Annotated in this window: 13 protein-coding genes; 4 read left to right on the forward strand and 9 right to left on the reverse strand. The window is 63.3% G+C overall.

All coding sequences use genetic code 11. The features are described from left to right. Nucleotides 1–204: 204 nt before the first annotated feature. The gene (gene recQ, locus ACN0YF_RS01065) at nucleotides 205–2013 is read left to right on the forward strand and encodes a DNA helicase RecQ (protein ID WP_417492994.1); all 1809 of its coding nucleotides are present in this window, start codon (nucleotides 205–207) and stop codon (nucleotides 2011–2013) included. Here the strand turns inward: recQ and ACN0YF_RS01070 are convergent. The 5 genes from ACN0YF_RS01070 to ACN0YF_RS01090 all read right to left on the reverse strand — a co-directional run bounded on the left by ACN0YF_RS01070 (nucleotide 2010) and on the right by ACN0YF_RS01090 (nucleotide 8427). Beyond that, complete coding sequence (locus ACN0YF_RS01070) at nucleotides 2010–2441, reverse strand: HIT family protein (protein WP_417492995.1); 432 nt, start codon at nucleotides 2439–2441, stop codon at nucleotides 2010–2012. The genes recQ and ACN0YF_RS01070 overlap by 4 nt on opposite strands. A 62-nt stretch (nucleotides 2442–2503) precedes the next feature. Next, nucleotides 2504–2998 carry a hypothetical protein gene (locus ACN0YF_RS01075; RefSeq protein WP_417492996.1) on the reverse strand — a complete coding sequence of 165 codons (495 nt, stop codon included), beginning with the start codon at nucleotides 2996–2998 and terminating at the stop codon, nucleotides 2504–2506. Then, nucleotides 2998–4179 carry a GNAT family N-acetyltransferase gene (locus ACN0YF_RS01080; RefSeq protein ID WP_417492997.1) on the reverse strand — a complete coding sequence of 394 codons (1182 nt, stop codon included), beginning with the start codon at nucleotides 4177–4179 and terminating at the stop codon, nucleotides 2998–3000. Before ACN0YF_RS01080 ends, ACN0YF_RS01075 begins: the two co-directional genes overlap by 1 nt. A 3-nt stretch (nucleotides 4180–4182) precedes the next feature. Beyond that, nucleotides 4183–5544 carry a M48 family metalloprotease gene (locus ACN0YF_RS01085; protein WP_417492998.1) on the reverse strand — a complete coding sequence of 454 codons (1362 nt, stop codon included), beginning with the start codon at nucleotides 5542–5544 and terminating at the stop codon, nucleotides 4183–4185. A 111-nt stretch (nucleotides 5545–5655) separates the two neighbouring features. Continuing rightward, nucleotides 5656–8427, reverse strand: coding sequence for a ribonuclease E/G (locus ACN0YF_RS01090; RefSeq protein WP_417492999.1), 2772 nt, complete (start codon nucleotides 8425–8427; stop codon nucleotides 5656–5658). A gap of 486 nt (nucleotides 8428–8913) precedes the next feature. Here ACN0YF_RS01090 and ACN0YF_RS01095 point away from each other — a divergent pair, with 486 nt between their 5' ends. The 3 genes from ACN0YF_RS01095 (at nucleotide 8914) to prfB (ending at nucleotide 13939) form a co-directional block, all read left to right on the forward strand. Beyond that, on the forward strand, nucleotides 8914–10125 hold the full coding sequence (locus ACN0YF_RS01095; protein ID WP_417493000.1) for an N-acetylmuramoyl-L-alanine amidase: 1212 nt from the start codon (nucleotides 8914–8916) through the stop codon (nucleotides 10123–10125). 120 nt (nucleotides 10126–10245) lie between these two features. After that, on the forward strand, nucleotides 10246–12711 hold the full coding sequence (locus ACN0YF_RS01100; RefSeq protein WP_417481456.1) for a penicillin-binding protein 1A: 2466 nt from the start codon (nucleotides 10246–10248) through the stop codon (nucleotides 12709–12711). A 99-nt stretch (nucleotides 12712–12810) separates the two neighbouring features. Continuing rightward, nucleotides 12811–13939 (forward strand): peptide chain release factor 2 gene (gene prfB / locus ACN0YF_RS01105; protein ID WP_417481455.1). Its coding sequence is split into 2 segments (ribosomal slippage): nucleotides 12811–12879 and nucleotides 12881–13939, totalling 1128 coding nucleotides; the frame shifts between segments, so codons are not numbered across the junction. A 115-nt stretch (nucleotides 13940–14054) separates the two neighbouring features. Here prfB and ACN0YF_RS01110 read toward each other — a convergent pair. The 4 genes from ACN0YF_RS01110 to ACN0YF_RS01125 all read right to left on the reverse strand — a co-directional run bounded on the left by ACN0YF_RS01110 (nucleotide 14055) and on the right by ACN0YF_RS01125 (nucleotide 17200). After that, complete coding sequence (locus ACN0YF_RS01110; RefSeq protein ID WP_417481454.1) at nucleotides 14055–14507, reverse strand: bactofilin family protein; 453 nt, start codon at nucleotides 14505–14507, stop codon at nucleotides 14055–14057. A 61-nt stretch (nucleotides 14508–14568) separates the two neighbouring features. After that, nucleotides 14569–15801 (reverse strand): peptidoglycan DD-metalloendopeptidase family protein, encoded by a 1233-nt coding sequence (locus ACN0YF_RS01115; RefSeq protein ID WP_417481453.1) that lies wholly within the window; start codon nucleotides 15799–15801, stop codon nucleotides 14569–14571. 83 nt (nucleotides 15802–15884) lie between these two features. Beyond that, nucleotides 15885–16727: a ferritin-like domain-containing protein gene (locus ACN0YF_RS01120; protein ID WP_417493001.1), complete on the reverse strand. Its 843-nt coding sequence runs from the start codon at nucleotides 16725–16727 to the stop codon at nucleotides 15885–15887. Continuing rightward, nucleotides 16724–17200, reverse strand: coding sequence for a peroxiredoxin (locus tag ACN0YF_RS01125; RefSeq protein ID WP_417493002.1), 477 nt, complete (start codon nucleotides 17198–17200; stop codon nucleotides 16724–16726). Before ACN0YF_RS01125 ends, ACN0YF_RS01120 begins: the two co-directional genes overlap by 4 nt. Nucleotides 17201–17252: the final 52 nt, after the last annotated feature.

Raw genomic sequence — 17252 nt, forward strand, 5'->3', positions numbered from 1 at the left:
TGTGGGTGAGCAGGGACAGGGGCCTGTTTCTCCGCCATTGCGGCGGTCTTTTCGGCGCCTGGATGTTCATGTGGAGTCCGCACCTCTAGCGCGGGCAAGATCGGGTCTGTGCACAAGGGCGTGGCGGCCCTGTTTGATCGCGGTCACGCGTGCTAGTCGGGGAGGTGTGCTAGACTGATCTGGCCCCTCTGCCTCACGTGTCCGATGACCCAATCTCCCCAGTCCATCCTCAAATCCGTCTTTGGCTTCCCCGACTTCCGGCCGGGCCAGCTGCCGATCGTCGAGCGCCTGCTGGCGGGGACGCATACGCTGTGCGTGATGCCGACCGGGGCGGGCAAGTCGTTGTGCTACCAGGTGCCGGCGTTGATGCTGGAGCGACCCTCGATCATCATCTCGCCCCTGGTGGCGCTGATGGATGACCAGGTGGCCGGCTTGGCCGCCAACGGGATCCAGGCGGCAGTGATCCACTCCGGGCGGGACCGAGAGCAGAATGTCGGCGCCTGGCGGGCGTTTCAGTCGGGCGAGGCCAAACTGCTCTATCTCTCGCCGGAACGGCTGATGACGGGGCGCATGATCGAGGCGCTCAAACCGGTCGATCCCGGCCTGTTCGTGGTCGACGAGGCGCATTGTATTTCCAAGTGGGGCGCCAGCTTCCGGCCGGAATACGAACAGCTCTCGCAGCTCAAGACGATCTTCCCGAACGCGACCCTGGCCGCCTTCACCGCAACCGCCGACAATGCGACACGGATCGATATCGCCGAGAAACTGTTTGGTGGCGAGGGCGACACCGTGGTGCGCGGCTTTGACCGTCCCAATCTCTATCTCGGTGTCGCGCCGAAGGCGCAGTGGAAGCCGCAATTGCTCGAGTTCCTCAAGCCGCGGCGCGAGCAGTCCGGCATTGTCTATTGTCTGTCGCGAAAGCTGACCGAGGAGGTCGCCGGGATACTGCAGGCCGAGGGCTATCGCGCGCTGGCCTATCATGCCGGGCTGTCACCGGAACAACGGCGCGAAAACCAGGAAGTCTTCATGGCCGAGGAGGCCGTGATCATGGTGGCGACGATCGCCTTTGGCATGGGGATCGACAAGCCGGACATCCGCTATGTCTTCCATCTCAACATGCCCGGTTCCATGGAGGCCTATTACCAGGAGATCGGCCGTGCCGGCCGCGATGGTGCGCCCGCCGATGCGATGATGCTCTACGGGCTCGGCGATGCCAGCCTGCGGCGGCGTTTCATTGATGGTGATGGCGAGGATGATGACCACAGGCGGCGCGAGCACCAGCGCCTTGATGCGCTGCTCGCCTATTGCGAGGCGACCCAGTGCCGCCGGATCACGCTCTTGTCCTATTTCGGCGAGCCAGGATCAAAGCCCTGTGGCAATTGCGATATCTGTCTCGATCCGCCCGTCTTGCTCGACGGGACGCGCGAGGCGCAAATGCTGTTCTCGGCCATCGTCCGCACCGGTCAGGCCTTTGGCGCCGGGCATATCATTGATGTATTGCGCGGCGGCGATACGGACCGGATTCGCGCCCGCGGTCATGATGCGCTGCCCACCTATGGTGTCGGCAAGGAGCGGCCAAAGACGTTCTGGCAGGGGCTGATCCGCCAGGCGGTCGCCGGCGGCTATCTCCTGGTCGATATCGAGCATTATGGCGGCCTCAAACTGACCGAACGCGGCGAAGCCGTGCTCAAGGGGCGCGAGACATTCGAGCTTCGGGAAATCGCCGTCAGCAAGAGCGAGAAGAAACCGCGCCGCACAGCCGCCAGCCAGGCGGCGGAAGCCGATGTCGATGCCGGTTTGCTCGCGGCACTCAAGAATTTGCGCCGGGAGCTCGCCGCGGAGCGCAATGTTCCTGCCTATGTCATCTTCTCCGACGCCACCCTGATCGATATGTGCCACCTGCAGCCCGGCAATCTGGAGCAGATGGCTGCGGTCAATGGTGTCGGCCCGAAAAAGCTCGCCGATCTTGGTGAGGCATTCCTGGCCGTGATCCGGGAACAGGCCGGGGATTAGTCCAGGAAAGAGGCGATTCTCTTCGCCTGGGCCTCCAGCTCGGCCATGTCGGCCTTGCCGCCGGCATGCATGGCCAGCTGGGCGCCATCACTGCGCGGAATGATGTGGAAATGGACGTGGAAGACGGTCTGACCGGCCGGCGCGCCATTGAGCTGTGCGATCATGATCCCGTCTGGCGCCAGGGCCGTCTTGACCGCATTGCCGATCTTCTTGACGCGCAACATGGCCGCCGCAAGCGCCTCGTCCGACATCTCCAGCGCATTGCGCGCCGCTTCCTTGGGCACGACGAGGACATGGCCCGGAGCCTGCGGGAAGATATCCATGAAGGAGAGGACGCTGTCATCCTCATAGACCTTCACGCAGGGCAATTCGCCGCGCAGGATTTTCGCGAAGATATTGTCGGGGTCATAGGTGCCGGTCAGGCTCATGGCGTGTCTCCATTGTGGGGCATTCCAGCGTATCTTTCGCTCGGCGTCTATTCAGTGCGGGGTTACTCATATCGTCTCCGTCGCAGCCAGGCGCCAACTTCAGTGAGCTTCGCCCACAGATCGGGCCAGCGGGGATCGGGATCATAGCCCAACTCCTCCGCAGTGAAGGCGCCGCGAGGTGGGGCGTCAATGTTGAGATGGCAGGAGCCACAGCGCCGCGCCCGCCGATAGAACGGGAAAAAACTTCCCATGATGGTGATCGCGACCATCGACAGGATCCGCTTGCGCCGGCGGGTTTCTCCCGCGCAGTTCGGACAGGGATAGAGTGGCTCGAAGTCCGTCATTTGCGCGGCTGAGAGCACGGCCTGCGCGGTTTCGTTGCAAGCCGGAGGAATGAGAATTCTGGCGCGACAATAGCCAAATTCCAGATGCGGATAGACGTGAAGCGTGTGGTAGTCCGCGATTTGAGCGGGAATTCCAGCGGCTTGCAGAGCGCTGGTCGCGACAAGGGCGTGCCCAAGCCAGGGTGAGGGCAGAGGTCGGGGCGATTGTTTCATCACTCCGGAGCTTTAAACGGGCTTTCCTCATCCAGCAAGCTGATATCGGCCAGCACGGCGGGTCGTTCGCGCTCCAGATAGTCACCGACAGCGTTGCGAAAGCCCTCATGGGCGATCCAGTGGGCCGAATAGACTGGTTGCGGGCGATAGCCGCGTGCCAGCTTGTGCTCGCCCTGGGCGCCGGCTTCGACGCGGTCGAGCCCGAGCCGGATCGCCATCTCGATGGCCTGGTGATAGCAGAGCTCGAAATGCAGGTGAGGGTGCTCCTCAATCAGGCCCCAATAACGGCCATAGAGGGCGTGGGAGCCGATGAAGTTCAGCGCGGCGGCGATATAGCGTCCGTCCTTCTTGGCCAGCACGAGCAGGACCTGATCGGCCATGCGCTGGTGGATCAGCTCGAAGAATTCACGATTGAGATAGGGGCGACCCCATTTGCGCGCGCCGGTATCCTGGTAACAGGCAAAGAAGACGTCCCAATGCTCCGGGTGCAGATCGGCGCCGGTCAGATGCTCGATCTCGAGCCCCGACTGGGCCGCAGCGCGTTCCTTGCGCAAGGCCTTGCGCTTGCGTGAAGACAGGTCGCCGAGGAATTCGTCATAGCTGGCATAGCCGCGATTGGACCAGACAAACTGCCGGTCGATGCGCTGCAACAATCCAGCCGCGCCAAGCTCGGCCCATTCTTCCTCGGTCGGAAAATTGACATGCCAGCTTGAAATACCCCATTGGCGGCCCGCTTCGATCATGCCGGCGACAAGCGCGCGCCGCAGGGCGGGGGCCGCGGCGAGAATGCGCCGGCCGGTGACCGGGGTGAAGGGGATGCCGGTCAGGAGCTTGGGATAATAGCGTCCGCCGGCGCGCTCGAAACTCTCGGCCCAGCCATGGTCAAAGACATACTCACCCTGGCTGTGGAATTTCAGATAGAGGGGCAGGGCACCCCGAATTTCGCCGGCATCATTGCGGGCGAGAAGATGGTGCGGCGCCCAGCCGGTCTCGCCGCCGACGCAGCCACTTTCCTCGAGCGCCTGCAGGAAATTCCAGCTGAGAAAGGGGTCGTATTCAGCACCGGCAGGATTGGCGATGCGATCCCAGTCGCCGGGCGCGATATCGGCCAGGCTCTCGATCGCAGCGAGACTCAATGAGGGCTGGGCGTCTGCCGGATCAGCCTGTCCGGTCGAATCCATGGCCTAATGCGCGTTGAGGCGCCGCTGGCGGCGTTGCTCGGCCGCCATGGGTGCGCTGATGGTTTCGATTTCCGTGGCACGTATCCAGGCGGGGGTTCCCTGTTCGAGGCTGGCGCGGGCGCGGCCGGCGAACATCATGGCGCGGTCGGCATTGCCTGAGGCATAAGCCTGTTCGGCCACAGCCAGCTGGGCCAGCGCGGTATCACCTTCGCGCTCATGCACAATGGAAAGCTGATACCAGGCAAAGGCATTGTCAGGCTCGATATCGAGCGCGACCTGCAGGTGATCCTCGGCTTCATCGAGCAGGCTGTCATCATCGGCTGCGATCATCGAGATCGCCAGATTGAGCCGCAATAGCGGCGCCGTGGGCTCAAGCTCCACCGAACGGGCATGATAGGGGATCGACTCCCGGATATGGCCGGTCTCGAACAACATCTGCCCGTAAAGCTCCTGGAAATAGGGATTGTCCGGCTCTTCGCCGATCAGGCTCTCGATTTCCACGCGGGCCTCTTCCAGACGCGCGACGCGGAAATAGGCCACGGCGCGGGCATAGCGTGCCGGCAGCGACTGATCTGTGCGCGGATAGCGGTAGAGGACAAATTCCGGCTCGGTCAGAAAGCCGTAAATCTTGCCCTGGAGGCGTTGCAGATTGGCGATGTCCTCGGGCGAGTCGTCGACATTGGCGTGCGAGGCCGCATCCGCATTGTCACGCAGGATCGAGATCCGCTCCGATGACAGGGGGTGGGAGCGGAAATAGGGGAAGCGGCGCGCGTCCGACATCACTTCCTGGTAGCGGAAGCGTTCGAAGAACTCGACGAGACCTTCGGCCGACTGCCCGCTTGTTTCCAGATATTGCAATGCCGCCTGGTCGGCCGAGGCTTCCTGGGCGCGGCTGTAGGTCATGAAGGAAAGGGCGCCGAATTGCTGGCTCGAGGCCATCAGGGCGCCAGCGGCACCGCCTTCGCCAGCGAAGGCAGCCAGCAGGCCCAGCCCGAGCGAGATATACATCGGCACCTGGGCTGCGCCGATACCGTCATTGACACGCGCCAGGTGGGCGCCGGCAATATGACCGGTCTCGTGGGCGATGACGCCCTTGAGCTGGTTGGGTGTCTCGGCCTCGATGATCGTGCCGGTATTGAGAAAGATATTCTGGCCGCCCGTGACGAAGGCATTAATCGTCGGGTCGGCGATGATGTAGAGGTGCACATCTGCGGATTCCAGACCGGCCGCATCAAGGAGCGGGTCGGCATAGTCGCGCAGCATGTGCTCGACTTCAGTATCGCGGATCAGTGACTGGGCCGAAACGGGCGCAATCAGGGCTGCGGACGCCAGAAAAGCCGTCACGATGGTTTTCAGAGGTCGCATTTCGCTTCCACTCCCAAGCCCCCGCTTCGGACAGTGCGCGCCTTTTGGCTCCGCACCCGATGATATGGCGGCGAGGGCCGGGCGATCAAGCTGCCCGGCCCTCGGGCCATGTTACTTGCCGAACAGGCCGGTCCGGTTCCACCAGCCGCGTTTGGCGGGCTTGGCCGGTTCCGGCGTGGCCGCCTCGGCGGTCGGTGCGGCTACCGGCTCAGGAGCCGGCTCTGCCGCTGGTTCAGCGGTCGGTTCAGCGGCCTCTGGTGTTGCCGCAGGCTTTGCAGCTGCCGTCCGTCTACGCTTCGGCGCCGGCTTTTCCGTTGCAGCAGTTTCCGCTTCCGCTGCTGCAGCCGGAGCTTCGGCTTCAACATCGGCTTTTTTGCGGCGTGTGCGTGGCTTGGGCTTTTCAGCCTTCGGCTCGGCTTCGGCCGGCGCGGCCTCGGCGGCCGCAGCGGCATCCGCCGTCTTGCGCGGGCGACGTGTGCGACGCTTGGGCGCTTCTTCCTCGGCTGCCGGCTCGGCTGCAGCCTCGACCGGTGTTTCCGCGGTTTCGGCTGCAGGGGCGTCGGCTGCAGGGGCTTCGACCTCGGCCGTCTTGCGACGGCGCGGAGCCCGTTTGCGGACCGGCTTCTCGGCCGTTTCGGGAGCCTGGGCTTCGACGGTTTCGGTGCTGACCGGCTCATCAGGTGTGATGGCGGCCGGGGCCGTTTGACCGGCGTCCGTCAGCTCGCCATCGCTGGCCTGACCTTCGCTGGTTTGACCTTCATTGTCCTGGCCTTCGGTCCGGCGACGCGAGCGTCCGCCCCGGCGGCCACGGCGGCGACGGCGGCGCGGGGCCTCACCATCTTCGCCAGCGGTCGTGGTGGGTGTCGCTTCGCCACCCTCGGCGTCGTCGGCTTCACTGACTGCGGCCTCGGCACTGGTTTCGCCAGTCGCTGCGATAGCAGCGGCATCGCCCGAACCCTCTTCTGAGGAGCCCTTGCGCCGGCGGCGGCGGCGGCGACGGCGGGTGCCATCCTCGGCCGTATCGCCATCGCTGGCTTCCGCATCCGCGGCTGGAGCTGCATCACGCTTGCCCCGGGATCTTGACCGGCCACGGCCAGAGCTCTCGGTTTCGGTAGCTTCTTCCTCGCCGGCATCGTCTTCCTCGTCCATGACGAGCTGATCGGCGGCATCGTCCGGATCGATGGTGACGGTCGGGCGCGGAATGACGATTTCCTCACCCGGTGCGCGCAGCTCGATGGCCTCGATGACAAATTCCGGCGCGATGATCTCATCATCCGACGCGACGGAGATATTCATCTGGAAACGCTCTTCGATCGCCAGCAGGTGATCGCGTTTCTCATTGAGCATGTAGATGGCAATCGAGGTCGGCAGGGAGATGCGAACCCGCTTGGCGCGGCCGCGCATGCCTTCCTTTTCCAACCCCCGCAGCGCCACCAGGGCGCTGGACTCGGTCGAGCGTACATAACCGCTGCCCTTGCAGTGCGGGCAGGGTTCCGTGGAACCCTCGATCAGGCTGGAGCGGCGGCGCTGACGGGAAATCTCCATCAGACCGAATTGCGAAATCCGGCCCATCTGCAGGCGGGCCCGGTCGCGCTTGAGCGCGTCCTTCATCGCTTTTTCGACGGCACGGTTGTTTTTCGACTCATCCATGTCGATGAAGTCGATGACGATCAGGCCGGCCAGATCGCGCAGCCGCATTTGCCGTGCGGCTTCATGGGCGGCTTCGATATTGGTCTTGAAGGCGGTCGTCTCGATATTGCGCTCACGCGTCGAACGGCCGGAATTGACGTCGATCGAGACGAGGGCTTCGGTCGGGTTGATGACGATATAGCCACCCGATTTCAGCGGTGCGATCGGCGAATAGATCGCCTCGAGTTGGGATTCGACCTGGTATTGCAGGTAGAGCGGCACGATTTCGTTATAGTGCTGCACCTTCTTGGCATGGCTCGGCATCAGCATGCGCATGAAGGCCTTGGCCTCCTTGTAGGCGGCTTCGCCTTCAACCAGGACGCCGTCGATGTCCTTGTCATAGAGGTCGCGGATTGCGCGTTTGACGAGATTGCCTTCCTCATAGATCAGCGCCGGAGCGACGGATTTCAGCGTCAGCTCGCGGATATTCTCCCACAGGCGCAGCAGGTAATCGGCGTCGCGGCGGATCTCGATCTTGGTACGCGAGGCGCCGGCGGTGCGGATGATGAGGCCGATACCCTTGGGCAGGTCGAGTTCACTGACGACCGATTTCAGGCGCTTGCGATCGGTGACATTGGCGATTTTGCGCGAAATGCCGCCGCCGCGAGGCGTGTTCGGCATCAGCACGCAATAGCGGCCGGCCAGGGAGAGATAGGTCGTCAGGGCTGCGCCCTTGTTGCCGCGTTCTTCCTTGGCAACCTGGACCAGCAGGATCTGGCGCCGCTTGACGACTTCCTGGATCTTGTACTTGCGATAGAGCTGACGCGAGCGGCGGGCGGCCTTCTCCTCGGCGATCTCGTCCTCGTCGCTATCATCGCCAAAGCTCTCGGCCGGCTCGATCGGTTCGCCCGACTCGTCCAGCTCGATTTCGGCGGGTTCCGGCTCGGCTTCGGCCTCGGCGTTGACGGCCGTTTCCTCTTCCGCAGCAAGGGCGGCGCGATCCTCATAGGGGATCTGGTAGTAATCCGGGTGGATTTCGTTGAAGGCCAGGAAGCCGTGGCGATTGCCACCATATTCGACGAAAGCCGCCTGCAGCGATGGCTCTACCCGCGTGACTTTCGCGAGATAGATATTGCCGCGAATCGGGCGGCGGGATGCAGACTCGAAGTCGAAGTCTTCAACTTTGGTTCCGTCCACAACGACGACGCGGGTCTCTTCCGGGTGACCTGCATCGATCAGCATTTTCTTTGACATAAAAGGTGTCTCCTGCGCGCACATCCTGACCGCGGGCTTCCGGAAGGAAGGGCGCAGATATCAGGAGCGGCGGGGGCGCGATGGGTGAGCTGTGGCCTGTCAGCAAAGATGTAAGCATCAGGCTAGCCTCACGTGTCGGCTGTTTCCAAAAACGCGCCCGGGCCATGGATGTCCATGCGGGCGAGGGCGCGGCGGTCGGGGCCACGGGTAATCAGATATCTGTCCCGCGGCTAAAGAAGAGCGTGTCGGCACGTCCGGATCGGACGCAGCCTCTTCGCGCCTGGCAAAGTATCGCAACTCCGATTGGAGTCGAACATCCGCCAAGGCCTTTGCAACATGCAACATTCGGAACGCTATGGAAAGGCTTTGTGACGGTGGCGAAAATAACTGGGGATTGCGCGGTTCCATCAACCAAACGTCAAGCTCCGTCGATTAGTGTACGTCAAAAGCCGTGGACAGAATCACGGCATGTGCGATGGTGTGGTTATGCGGGTTCAACAGTTTATCTGTGCATTGATAGGCGGAATTCTTGCCAGTTCGGCCGGGATTGCGGACCAGCAGGTCCGCGATGTGCGGTTCGGCGGCGAATCGGGGCGCACCCGGGTCGTCATCGAAACCACCGAGGCCGCCGAGTTCCGTGCCTTCACGCTTGAAGGCCCTTCTGATCGCCTGGTCGTGGACCTGCCCGTCGCCGACTGGGCGGTGCGCGGTCTCGAGGCCGGGGAAGGGTTGGGCCATGGCCTGGTCGAGAATTTCCGCTTCTTCAACAATTCCGCCTCGACCTCCCGCGTCGTGTTCGCACTGGAAAGCCCGGCGGTGATCGCTGCGCAATTCGTGCTTGAACCGACCAGCGCCGGCGGCAATTACCGTCTGGTCATCGATCTCGATGAGGCCAATCCGGGAAGTGGTGGCCCGGCACCGGCATTCGTCCGCACCGGCGGGCTGGAATCCCTGATCGCCGACCGCGTCAACGCCGTCTACACGCCGCCGCCTTCGCGGGCCCGGCATGTGCTGGTGATTGATGCCGGGCATGGTGGCCGTGATCCGGGCTCGCTGAGCCCGAGCGGCACGCGCGAAAGCGATGTGACCCTGGAAGCCGCGCGCGAATTGCGGCGCCAGCTTGAGGCGACCGGACGCTATGAAGTCTATCTGACCCGTGATCGCGACACCTACCCGTCCTGGGAAGAACGTGTCGGGGTGATGGTTGAACAGCGTGCCGACCTCTTCCTGTCCATCCATGCCGACTCCTCCCAGGACAGCTCGGTGAACGGAACGGCGGTCTATACGCTCAATGACCGGGCCGAGGATCGTGCGCGCCAACGGGCGCACCGGGGCGCCGGGCCGACCGACCAGGTGGACGTCAACAATATTCTTGTCGAACTGGAATTGCGCGAGAAACGCAACCAGTCGACCGCATTCGCCGAGGTCCTGCTCGAGCATCTGGCCACCGCCGGACCGCTGCTGCAGAATCCGCATCGTCAGGCCAATCTCTTTGTCCTGCTTGATCCGCGGGTGCCGGCCGTGCTCCTGGAAATGGGCTTCATGACCAATCCCAATGACGAGGCCAACCTGACATCAGCGGCGTCTCGCCGCCGTCAGATGGCAGCTGTGCTTCGTGGCATTGATGCCTATTTCGCCCAGCGCGGCGATCTCGGTCCAGTGCAGGAAAATGTGCCGCGGGAACTGCCCGTCCGCTAAATCGGTTTGTACCTCGGCGCCGGGTGGCCATAATGCCGCCTCGGTGCCATGGTTTTGCAGTCGGACCGTGGGGGCATGGGTCCAGAGGGCGTGATGAAAATTTTCACTTTGCGTAATTTGATGCGGACAGTCCTTTGGGGCGGGGTCGCAGCGATCGTGCTGGCTGTTGTCGGCTTCATTGCCGTGGCGATCTATGTCGTGCGCGTGACCGATGACCTGCCCGATTATCAGCAGCTCGCCGAATACGAACCCGCGATCATGAGCCGGGTCCATGCCGGCGATGGCGCGCTGATCGCCGAATATGCGCGGGAACACCGCGTCTTCGTGCCGATCGACAATATTCCGCAGAACGTCGTCCACGCCTTCATCTCGGCCGAGGACAAGAATTTCTACGATCATGGTGGCCTGGATTTCCGCGGCATCCTGCGCGCGATGCTGGCGAATGTCGGTCATGTGATCCGCGGCGAAAACCTTGAGGGCGCCTCCACCATCACCCAGCAGGTGGCGAAGAATTTCCTGCTCTCCAGCGAGCAGCGACTCGAGCGCAAGGTGCAGGAAATGGTGCTGACGCGCCGGATCGAGCGCGCCTTTACCAAGGACCAGATCCTCGAGCTCTATCTCAATGAAATCTATTTCGGCCGCCGCTCCTACGGCATCGCTGCCGCGGCGCTGAACTATTTCGGCAAGTCGATTGACGAGCTGTCGCTCGAGGAAACCGCCTACCTCGCGGCCGTCGTCAACGGACCGGCCCTGTTCCATCCCGAGCGTCACCCTGAAGCGGCGGTCAACCGGCGCAACTGGGTGCTCTCGCGCATGGCCGCCAATGGCTATGTTACCGAGGATGAGGCGAGCGAGGCTGCTGCGCGGCCCATGCAGACAGTCGATCGCCTGTCGGGCGCCACCTATACGGCGGCGGAGTATTTCGTCGAGAATGTGCGCCGCGAAGTCTTCTCCATGTATGGCGAGGAAGAACTCTATAGCGGTGGCCTGTCGATCCGCACGACACTGGACACCACGCTGCAGCTTGCGGCCCGCCGCGCCTTGCGCAACGGGCTGGAAGTCTATGACCGCCGCCACGGCTATCACGGGCCGCTGGCCGAGATCGAGGCCGGTGAGGGCTGGGTCGAGCGCCTGGCCGAGGTCGACATCCCGCGCGACCTCGATGAAGGCTGGCTGCCGGCCCTTGTGCTGGCCAGCAATGACAGTGAAGCCCGCATCGGCCTGCTCAATGGCGAGGAGGGGCGTATCGCGCTCTCCGAACTCACTTGGGCCCGCGAAACGCTGGGCGATGGTGCCGTCGGCCCCACGATCAGCCGCGCCAGTGCCGTTCTCAGCGCCGGTGATGTCATCCTCGTCGAGGCCTTGCCCGATACCGAGGGCGAATACGGCCTGCGTCAGGTCCCGGCGATCAATGGCGGCATCCTCGCCATGGATCCGCATACGGGCCGCGTCCTGGCCATGGTCGGCGGCTACAGTTTCCAGATGAGCCAGTTCAACCGCGCCACGCAGGCGCGCCGTCAACCCGGCTCCTCGTTCAAACCCTTCGTCTATGCGGCGGCGCTGGACAATGGCTATACGCCGGCCAGCCTGATCCTGGACGCGCCCTTTGTCGCCTCGGGCGGACCGGAAGAGCGGTTCTACATGCCGCAGAACTATTCCGAGCGGTATTACGGCATGTCGACCCTGCGCCTCGGCCTCGAGCTTTCGCGCAACGTCATGACCGTGCGCCTGGCCCAGGAAATGGGCATGGCGCCGATCGTCGATTACGGCATTCGCTTCGGCATTTATGACGAGCTGGAGCCGGTGCTGGCGATGGCGCTGGGTTCCGGCGAGACGACCCTTTACCGGCTGGTCTCGGCCTATTCGACCCTGGTCAATGGTGGCCGCCGGGTCGAACCCACCCTGCTCGACCGGGTCCAGGATCGCTTCGGCGCGACGATTTTCGCCCATGAACAGCTCGAATGCGAACTCTGCGACACTGCCGACTGGCGCTCGGGTCTGCCCGAGCCTGTCTTCCCCGAAACCGGCGTCGAAGTCGTTTCGCCGGTAACGGCCTATCAGGTGGTGCACATGCTGGAAGGGGCCGTTCAGCGCGGTACCGGCACAGCCCTGCGCTCGCTCGGCCGCCCGCTGGGCGGCAAGACCGGGACGACCAATGATTTCCGCGATGCATGGTTTGTCGGCTTCGGTCCTGACATCGTGGTGGGGGCCTATATCGGTTTCGACACGCCCTATCAGCTGGGTTCCGGCGAGGCGGGCGGGCGTGTTGCCGCGCCGATCGTGCGCGACTTCCTGGCCGAGGCGCTCGAGCAATACCCCGTGGCGCCTTTCCGCGTTCCGCCAGGCGTGCGTCTGGTCCCGATCGATCGCACCACGGGCGAGCCGGGCATTCTCGGGCAGTCGGGTGTGATCCTTGAAGCCTTCCGCCCGGGCACCGAGCCGTCGCGCCATTCGCGCGAGGACGAGAGCGGTCTCAGCTTTGCCCGCGATTCCGTGAGCGATGACCCGATGTCACAACTCGGCGCCGATACCGAGGACGGGCCGAGCGAGGATGACGAGGAAGAGGATCTCGGCGGGCTGTACTGAGCCGCGACGTCCGGCGGTCTGCACAGTCCGGCTTGCCGGACCGGGTGACGCCGGTTATCTCCATGGCTTGCCACATCAATTCAGGAAGGCCTTTGCCCCATGCGCGCAGACATCCAGAACCTGTCCGATGAAATCCAGCAGGCCGTAGGCCTGCTGAGGAGGCGTCTTTGACTGGGATACAGCCCAAAAACGCCTGGACGAGCTGAACGCCCGTTCCGAACACGCTGATTTCTGGAACAGCCCGGTCAAGGCCCAGGAGCTGATGCGCGAGCGCAATCGGCTCGAGAGTGCGATCAACACCGTGATCGAGGCCGAGCGCGAACTCTCAGACAGTGTCGAGATGATCGAACTGGCCGAGATGGAAGACGATACCGAGATGGTCGATGAGGCCGTTGCCGGTCTCAACCGTCTCGCCGAGCGCATGCGCCGCGCCCAGCTGGAGACGTTGCTCTCCGGCGAGGCCGACGGCAATGACGCCTTCGTTGAAATCCATTCCGGCGCCGGCGGTACGGAAAGCCAGGACTGGGCCGCGATGCTGGCGCGCATGTATGCGCGCTGGGCCAATGCGCACGGCTACAAGGTCGAGATCATGGAAGAGCAGGCCGGTGAAGAGGCCGGTCTGAAATCGACGACCATTCTGGTCCAGGGCGAGAATGCCTATGGCTGGCTGAAGACCGAGACCGGCGTGCACCGCCTGGTGCGCATCTCGCCGTTTGATTCCAGTGCCCGCCGTCACACCAGTTTCTCTTCGGTCGGTGTCTATCCGCAGATCGATGATGCGATCGAGGTCGATATCGACGAGTCGAAGGTGCGCACAGACACCTATCGCGCCTCCGGGGCCGGCGGTCAGCACATCAACAAGACGGATTCGGCTGTGCGCCTGACCTATGACATGCCCGGTGAGGACAAGCCGGTTGTGGTGCAGTGCCAGAATGACCGCTCGCAGCACAAGAACCGGTCACGCGCCTGGGACATGCTGCGTGCGCGCGTCTACGAGATCGAGTTGCAGCGCCGCGAAGCCGCAGCGCAGGCAGAGGCCGACAGCAAGAGCGAGATTGGCTGGGGGCACCAGATCCGCTCCTACGTGTTGCAACCCTATCAGATGGTCAAGGATTTGCGCACCGGCGTGGAAACCTCTGACACGGGCGGTGTGCTCGACGGCGATCTTGATGACTTCATGGCTGCCGCCCTCGCGGCGCGGGTCGGTGGCGAGAACGACGAGTCCTGAATCCGGACACGGGAGCGGACGGGCATCGTCCTGAACAGATACAGCCAACCAGACAGAAAGAAGCCGGCGGCCCAGGGGGCTCGCCGGCTTGTTTCATTCAATCTGTCCGGATCTGTCAGAGGCCGGTCTTGCTCGCGGCCAGCGGTGGCTCGACCGGGGCGGGCTTGCTGGCAGGTGGTGATGGCGGACGATTGTCCATTTTCGGTGCGCTCGGAGCCGCAGCGGCCGGCGCGCTCTTTTCAGCGAGCGGGTCGGTTGAGTGGCGGCAATGACCGTCGAAGAAGGCGCCGCTTTCGACCGACAGGGCAGCGTGGACGATATCGCCCTCGATGCGCGCTGTGGAAGCCAGTTGCACCTGACGGGCACGAACACTGCCCGATACCTTGCCGCGGATGACGACGGTTTCGGCAAAGACCTCGCCGGTGACAACCGCTTCTTCGCCGATGATCAGCGAGCCGGCGCGAATATCGCCGTCGACGGTGCCGTCGAGCTGGACTTCGCCTTCGGATACGATCGATCCGGTGAGTACGAGGTCACCCGAGAGGATGGAAGGGGCTCTGGATTTCATTGTAGTCCTCTTGGTCGGCGCGCTCGATTGTGACATCGAATCGGATGGTGAGACGTCTTTGTTACCCTTGAACATATTGTCCGGCCCTCAATAGGCGGTCAGGGTCCATCGCAGACCCTTCGTACCAGATTTCATAATGCAAGTGCGTGCCGGTACTGCGTCCCGTGGACCCCATGCCCCCGACCTGTTGTCCACGTTCGACGGTATCGCCACGCCTCACTGCGATTTCATTCATGTGCGCATAACGCGTCACGAACCCGTAGCCATGGTCGATTTCGACAGTGCGACCATAACCGTTGCGCCACCCCGCGTAAATGACCCGGCCGGGTCCGGTCGCGACAATGGGCGCACGGCGGTAGGCTGCAAAATCGATGCCGCGATGCTGTGTCGCACGGCGGTTGAACGGGTCGAGGCGAACGCCAAAGCGGCTGGTCCGGCGGTAGGCGGCGTCGACGGGGATGCCGAGCGGGCCGTTTTCGATGAAGCGTTCCAGCTCCTCGACTTCAAGCATGCGTGCCGCAACCCGTGTGATGCGGGAGGAAAACTCGGTCTCCAGATCCCAGCCATCGGAAAAGAGCTGCGTGTCATTGATCGGAATATAGGGGCCACCCTGTTCCTCGCCGTCATGGCCACTGGCGACGACACGGTCGATATCCAGGCCGGTCAGGCGCAGGACCGCGCGGAGGTTTTCCAGCCGGGCTTCGGTGGCATCCTCGGCCTGGGCGAGGACATTGTCCTGCTCGCCCATCAAATAGGAAATCTGGTCTTCCGGTGATTCCGACAGGGCCGCGATATTGACCAGCGGGTCACGCGCCATGCGAGGTGTCGGATCGGCCGGCGTCGCCGCCATCAGGACGCGATCATCGGCGAGGGCCGGCGAGGGCGCCATTTCATTGCCGCTCAATTGTTCGGCGAATTCGACGAGCTGGCTGAGGGTCTCGTGCCGCATCTGGAATTCATAGGCGGCGCGATCGAATTCTTCCATCCGCGACTCCATGAAGGAGTAGGCGGTGGCTTCGCTGGCCTGCGCTTCGGCGACCATGCGGTTGAGATTGATACGTTCGCGTTCGATCTCGGCATCCTTGGCCGCGAGGGCCTGGCCGTGAAAGGCGACGGAGACGGTGGAGTAGCACAGCCAGCAGGCCAGGACCGCCGCACTCAGAAGCGCGCTGATCTGGACAGCTGTCGAAATCGCGAAATAGCGAACCTGACCATCACTGCGATGGTAGATCTGCCGGTCCGGAAACCAACGTTGAGCTGTGCCCCACACAGCGAGTTTGAGTCTTGAGAACATACTTTACTTTGCCCAGACTTCCGCTTGCCCCGGTGCCCAAGTCGGGCATGTGACACAAAAGATCGTCAGTTTTCAACTCTTGTTTATGCAAGTGGTGCGCCGGTTGCTGCCAGCGGCAGGTAATATTCTTCCGGAAACTCGGCCCGGTCGCGCGCATCGGTGTTGAATGGTGGTTTCAGGCCACCACGAAAATGCTGCTGCACAAGGCTTTTATAGCGAATCTGCGGATCTGCTCCGGTCGCTTCGCAGACATGCCTGAACCAGCGCATCCCGGTGGCGACATGGCCGATTTCGTCGGCGTAGATAATCTTCAATATCCCGGCACTGCCCGTGTCGCCGGCAGAATTCAGCCGGTCGATCATGCCCGGTGTCACATCCAGGCCGCGAGCCTCGAGCACGAGCGGCGCGATCGCCAGCCGCGCCGCGAGATCGTGACCGGTTGCCCGTGCGGCGTCCCAGAGCCCGTCATGGGCCGGCAGATCACCATAGGCGGCACCGAGCGCTTCCAGCCGGTCAGCGACCAGTCCGAAATGGCGCGCCTCGTCATCCCCGACCGTGATCCAGTCGGCGAGAAACCGGGCCTGTGCCGCCTCATCGAGCGTGGTATCGCCGCCGAAGCGCACCGCCATGTCGAAGGCGAGATCGATGGCGTTGAACTCGATGTGGGCGATGGCATGGAGCAGGGCAATGCGGCCTTCCAGCGTTCCCAGCCGCCGGCGCGCGGTCTTGCCGGGCGCGACGCGCAAGGGCCGGTCGGGCCGGGCCGGCGCATCGGGCAGGTCCGCCACAGGCCAGGGCGAGGGCCAGTCCGGGCCCGTCTCGTCGAGGCAGCGGCGCACGGCGCGTGCCGCGGCCGCCTTGGCGCGCGGCTCTGCCGTCTGCAGGACCGCCAGCGACATCTCGCGCAGGTCTGCAGCAGGGCTCATGCCTTGGCCATGCCCTGCACAGCCGCCAGGACCGCATCGACATGGCTCTTCACCTTCACCTTGTGCCAGATTTGCACCAGCCGCCCGTCGGGGCCGATCAGGAAGGTTGAGCGGTCGATTCCCATATATTCACGGCCATAGAGTTTTTTCAGCACCCAGGAGCCATAGGCCTCGATCACAGCGCCGTCCTCGTCGGAGGCGAGCTGCACAGTCAAATCATGCTTTGCCTTGAATTTGTCGTGTTTTTTGACGCTATCCTTGGAGACGCCGATGATGATCGCACCGGCCTCGGCGAAGGCAGCGCTTGCCTTGGAGAATTCTATCGCCTGTGTTGTGCAGCCCGGGGTGTCGTCCTTCGGGTAAAAATAGAGAACAATCGTCTTGCCGAGTAATTCGCCCAGATCGACTGTGCCGCCGCCATCGGTGGCCAACCGGAAATGTGGAGCCAGGTCGCCTGTCTTGAGATCGCTCATCTATCCTCTCCTGCCGCCGCATGGACGGTCGATTCCGCTTTGGCCCAGTGTG

The organism is Maricaulis sp. (genome assembly GCF_048270265.1).
Taxonomy (GTDB): Bacteria; Pseudomonadota; Alphaproteobacteria; order Caulobacterales; family Maricaulaceae; genus Maricaulis.

Excerpts from the sequence above, each read along its gene's own strand:
- recQ (WP_417492994.1), top strand. The coding sequence starts at position 205 with ATGACCCAATCTCCCCAGTCCATCCTCAAATCCGTCTTTGGCTTCCCC.
- ACN0YF_RS01070 (WP_417492995.1), bottom strand. The coding sequence starts at position 2,441 with ATGAGCCTGACCGGCACCTATGACCCCGACAATATCTTCGCGAAAATC.
- ACN0YF_RS01075 (WP_417492996.1), bottom strand. The coding sequence starts at position 2,998 with ATGAAACAATCGCCCCGACCTCTGCCCTCACCCTGGCTTGGGCACGCC.
- ACN0YF_RS01080 (WP_417492997.1), bottom strand. The coding sequence starts at position 4,179 with ATGGATTCGACCGGACAGGCTGATCCGGCAGACGCCCAGCCCTCATTG.
- ACN0YF_RS01085 (WP_417492998.1), bottom strand. The coding sequence starts at position 5,544 with ATGCGACCTCTGAAAACCATCGTGACGGCTTTTCTGGCGTCCGCAGCC.
- ACN0YF_RS01090 (WP_417492999.1), bottom strand. The coding sequence starts at position 8,427 with ATGTCAAAGAAAATGCTGATCGATGCAGGTCACCCGGAAGAGACCCGC.
- ACN0YF_RS01095 (WP_417493000.1), top strand. The coding sequence starts at position 8,914 with ATGCGGGTTCAACAGTTTATCTGTGCATTGATAGGCGGAATTCTTGCC.
- ACN0YF_RS01100 (WP_417481456.1), top strand. The coding sequence starts at position 10,246 with ATGCGGACAGTCCTTTGGGGCGGGGTCGCAGCGATCGTGCTGGCTGTT.
- ACN0YF_RS01110 (WP_417481454.1), bottom strand. The coding sequence starts at position 14,507 with ATGAAATCCAGAGCCCCTTCCATCCTCTCGGGTGACCTCGTACTCACC.
- ACN0YF_RS01115 (WP_417481453.1), bottom strand. The coding sequence starts at position 15,801 with ATGTTCTCAAGACTCAAACTCGCTGTGTGGGGCACAGCTCAACGTTGG.
- ACN0YF_RS01120 (WP_417493001.1), bottom strand. The coding sequence starts at position 16,727 with ATGAGCCCTGCTGCAGACCTGCGCGAGATGTCGCTGGCGGTCCTGCAG.
- ACN0YF_RS01125 (WP_417493002.1), bottom strand. The coding sequence starts at position 17,200 with ATGAGCGATCTCAAGACAGGCGACCTGGCTCCACATTTCCGGTTGGCC.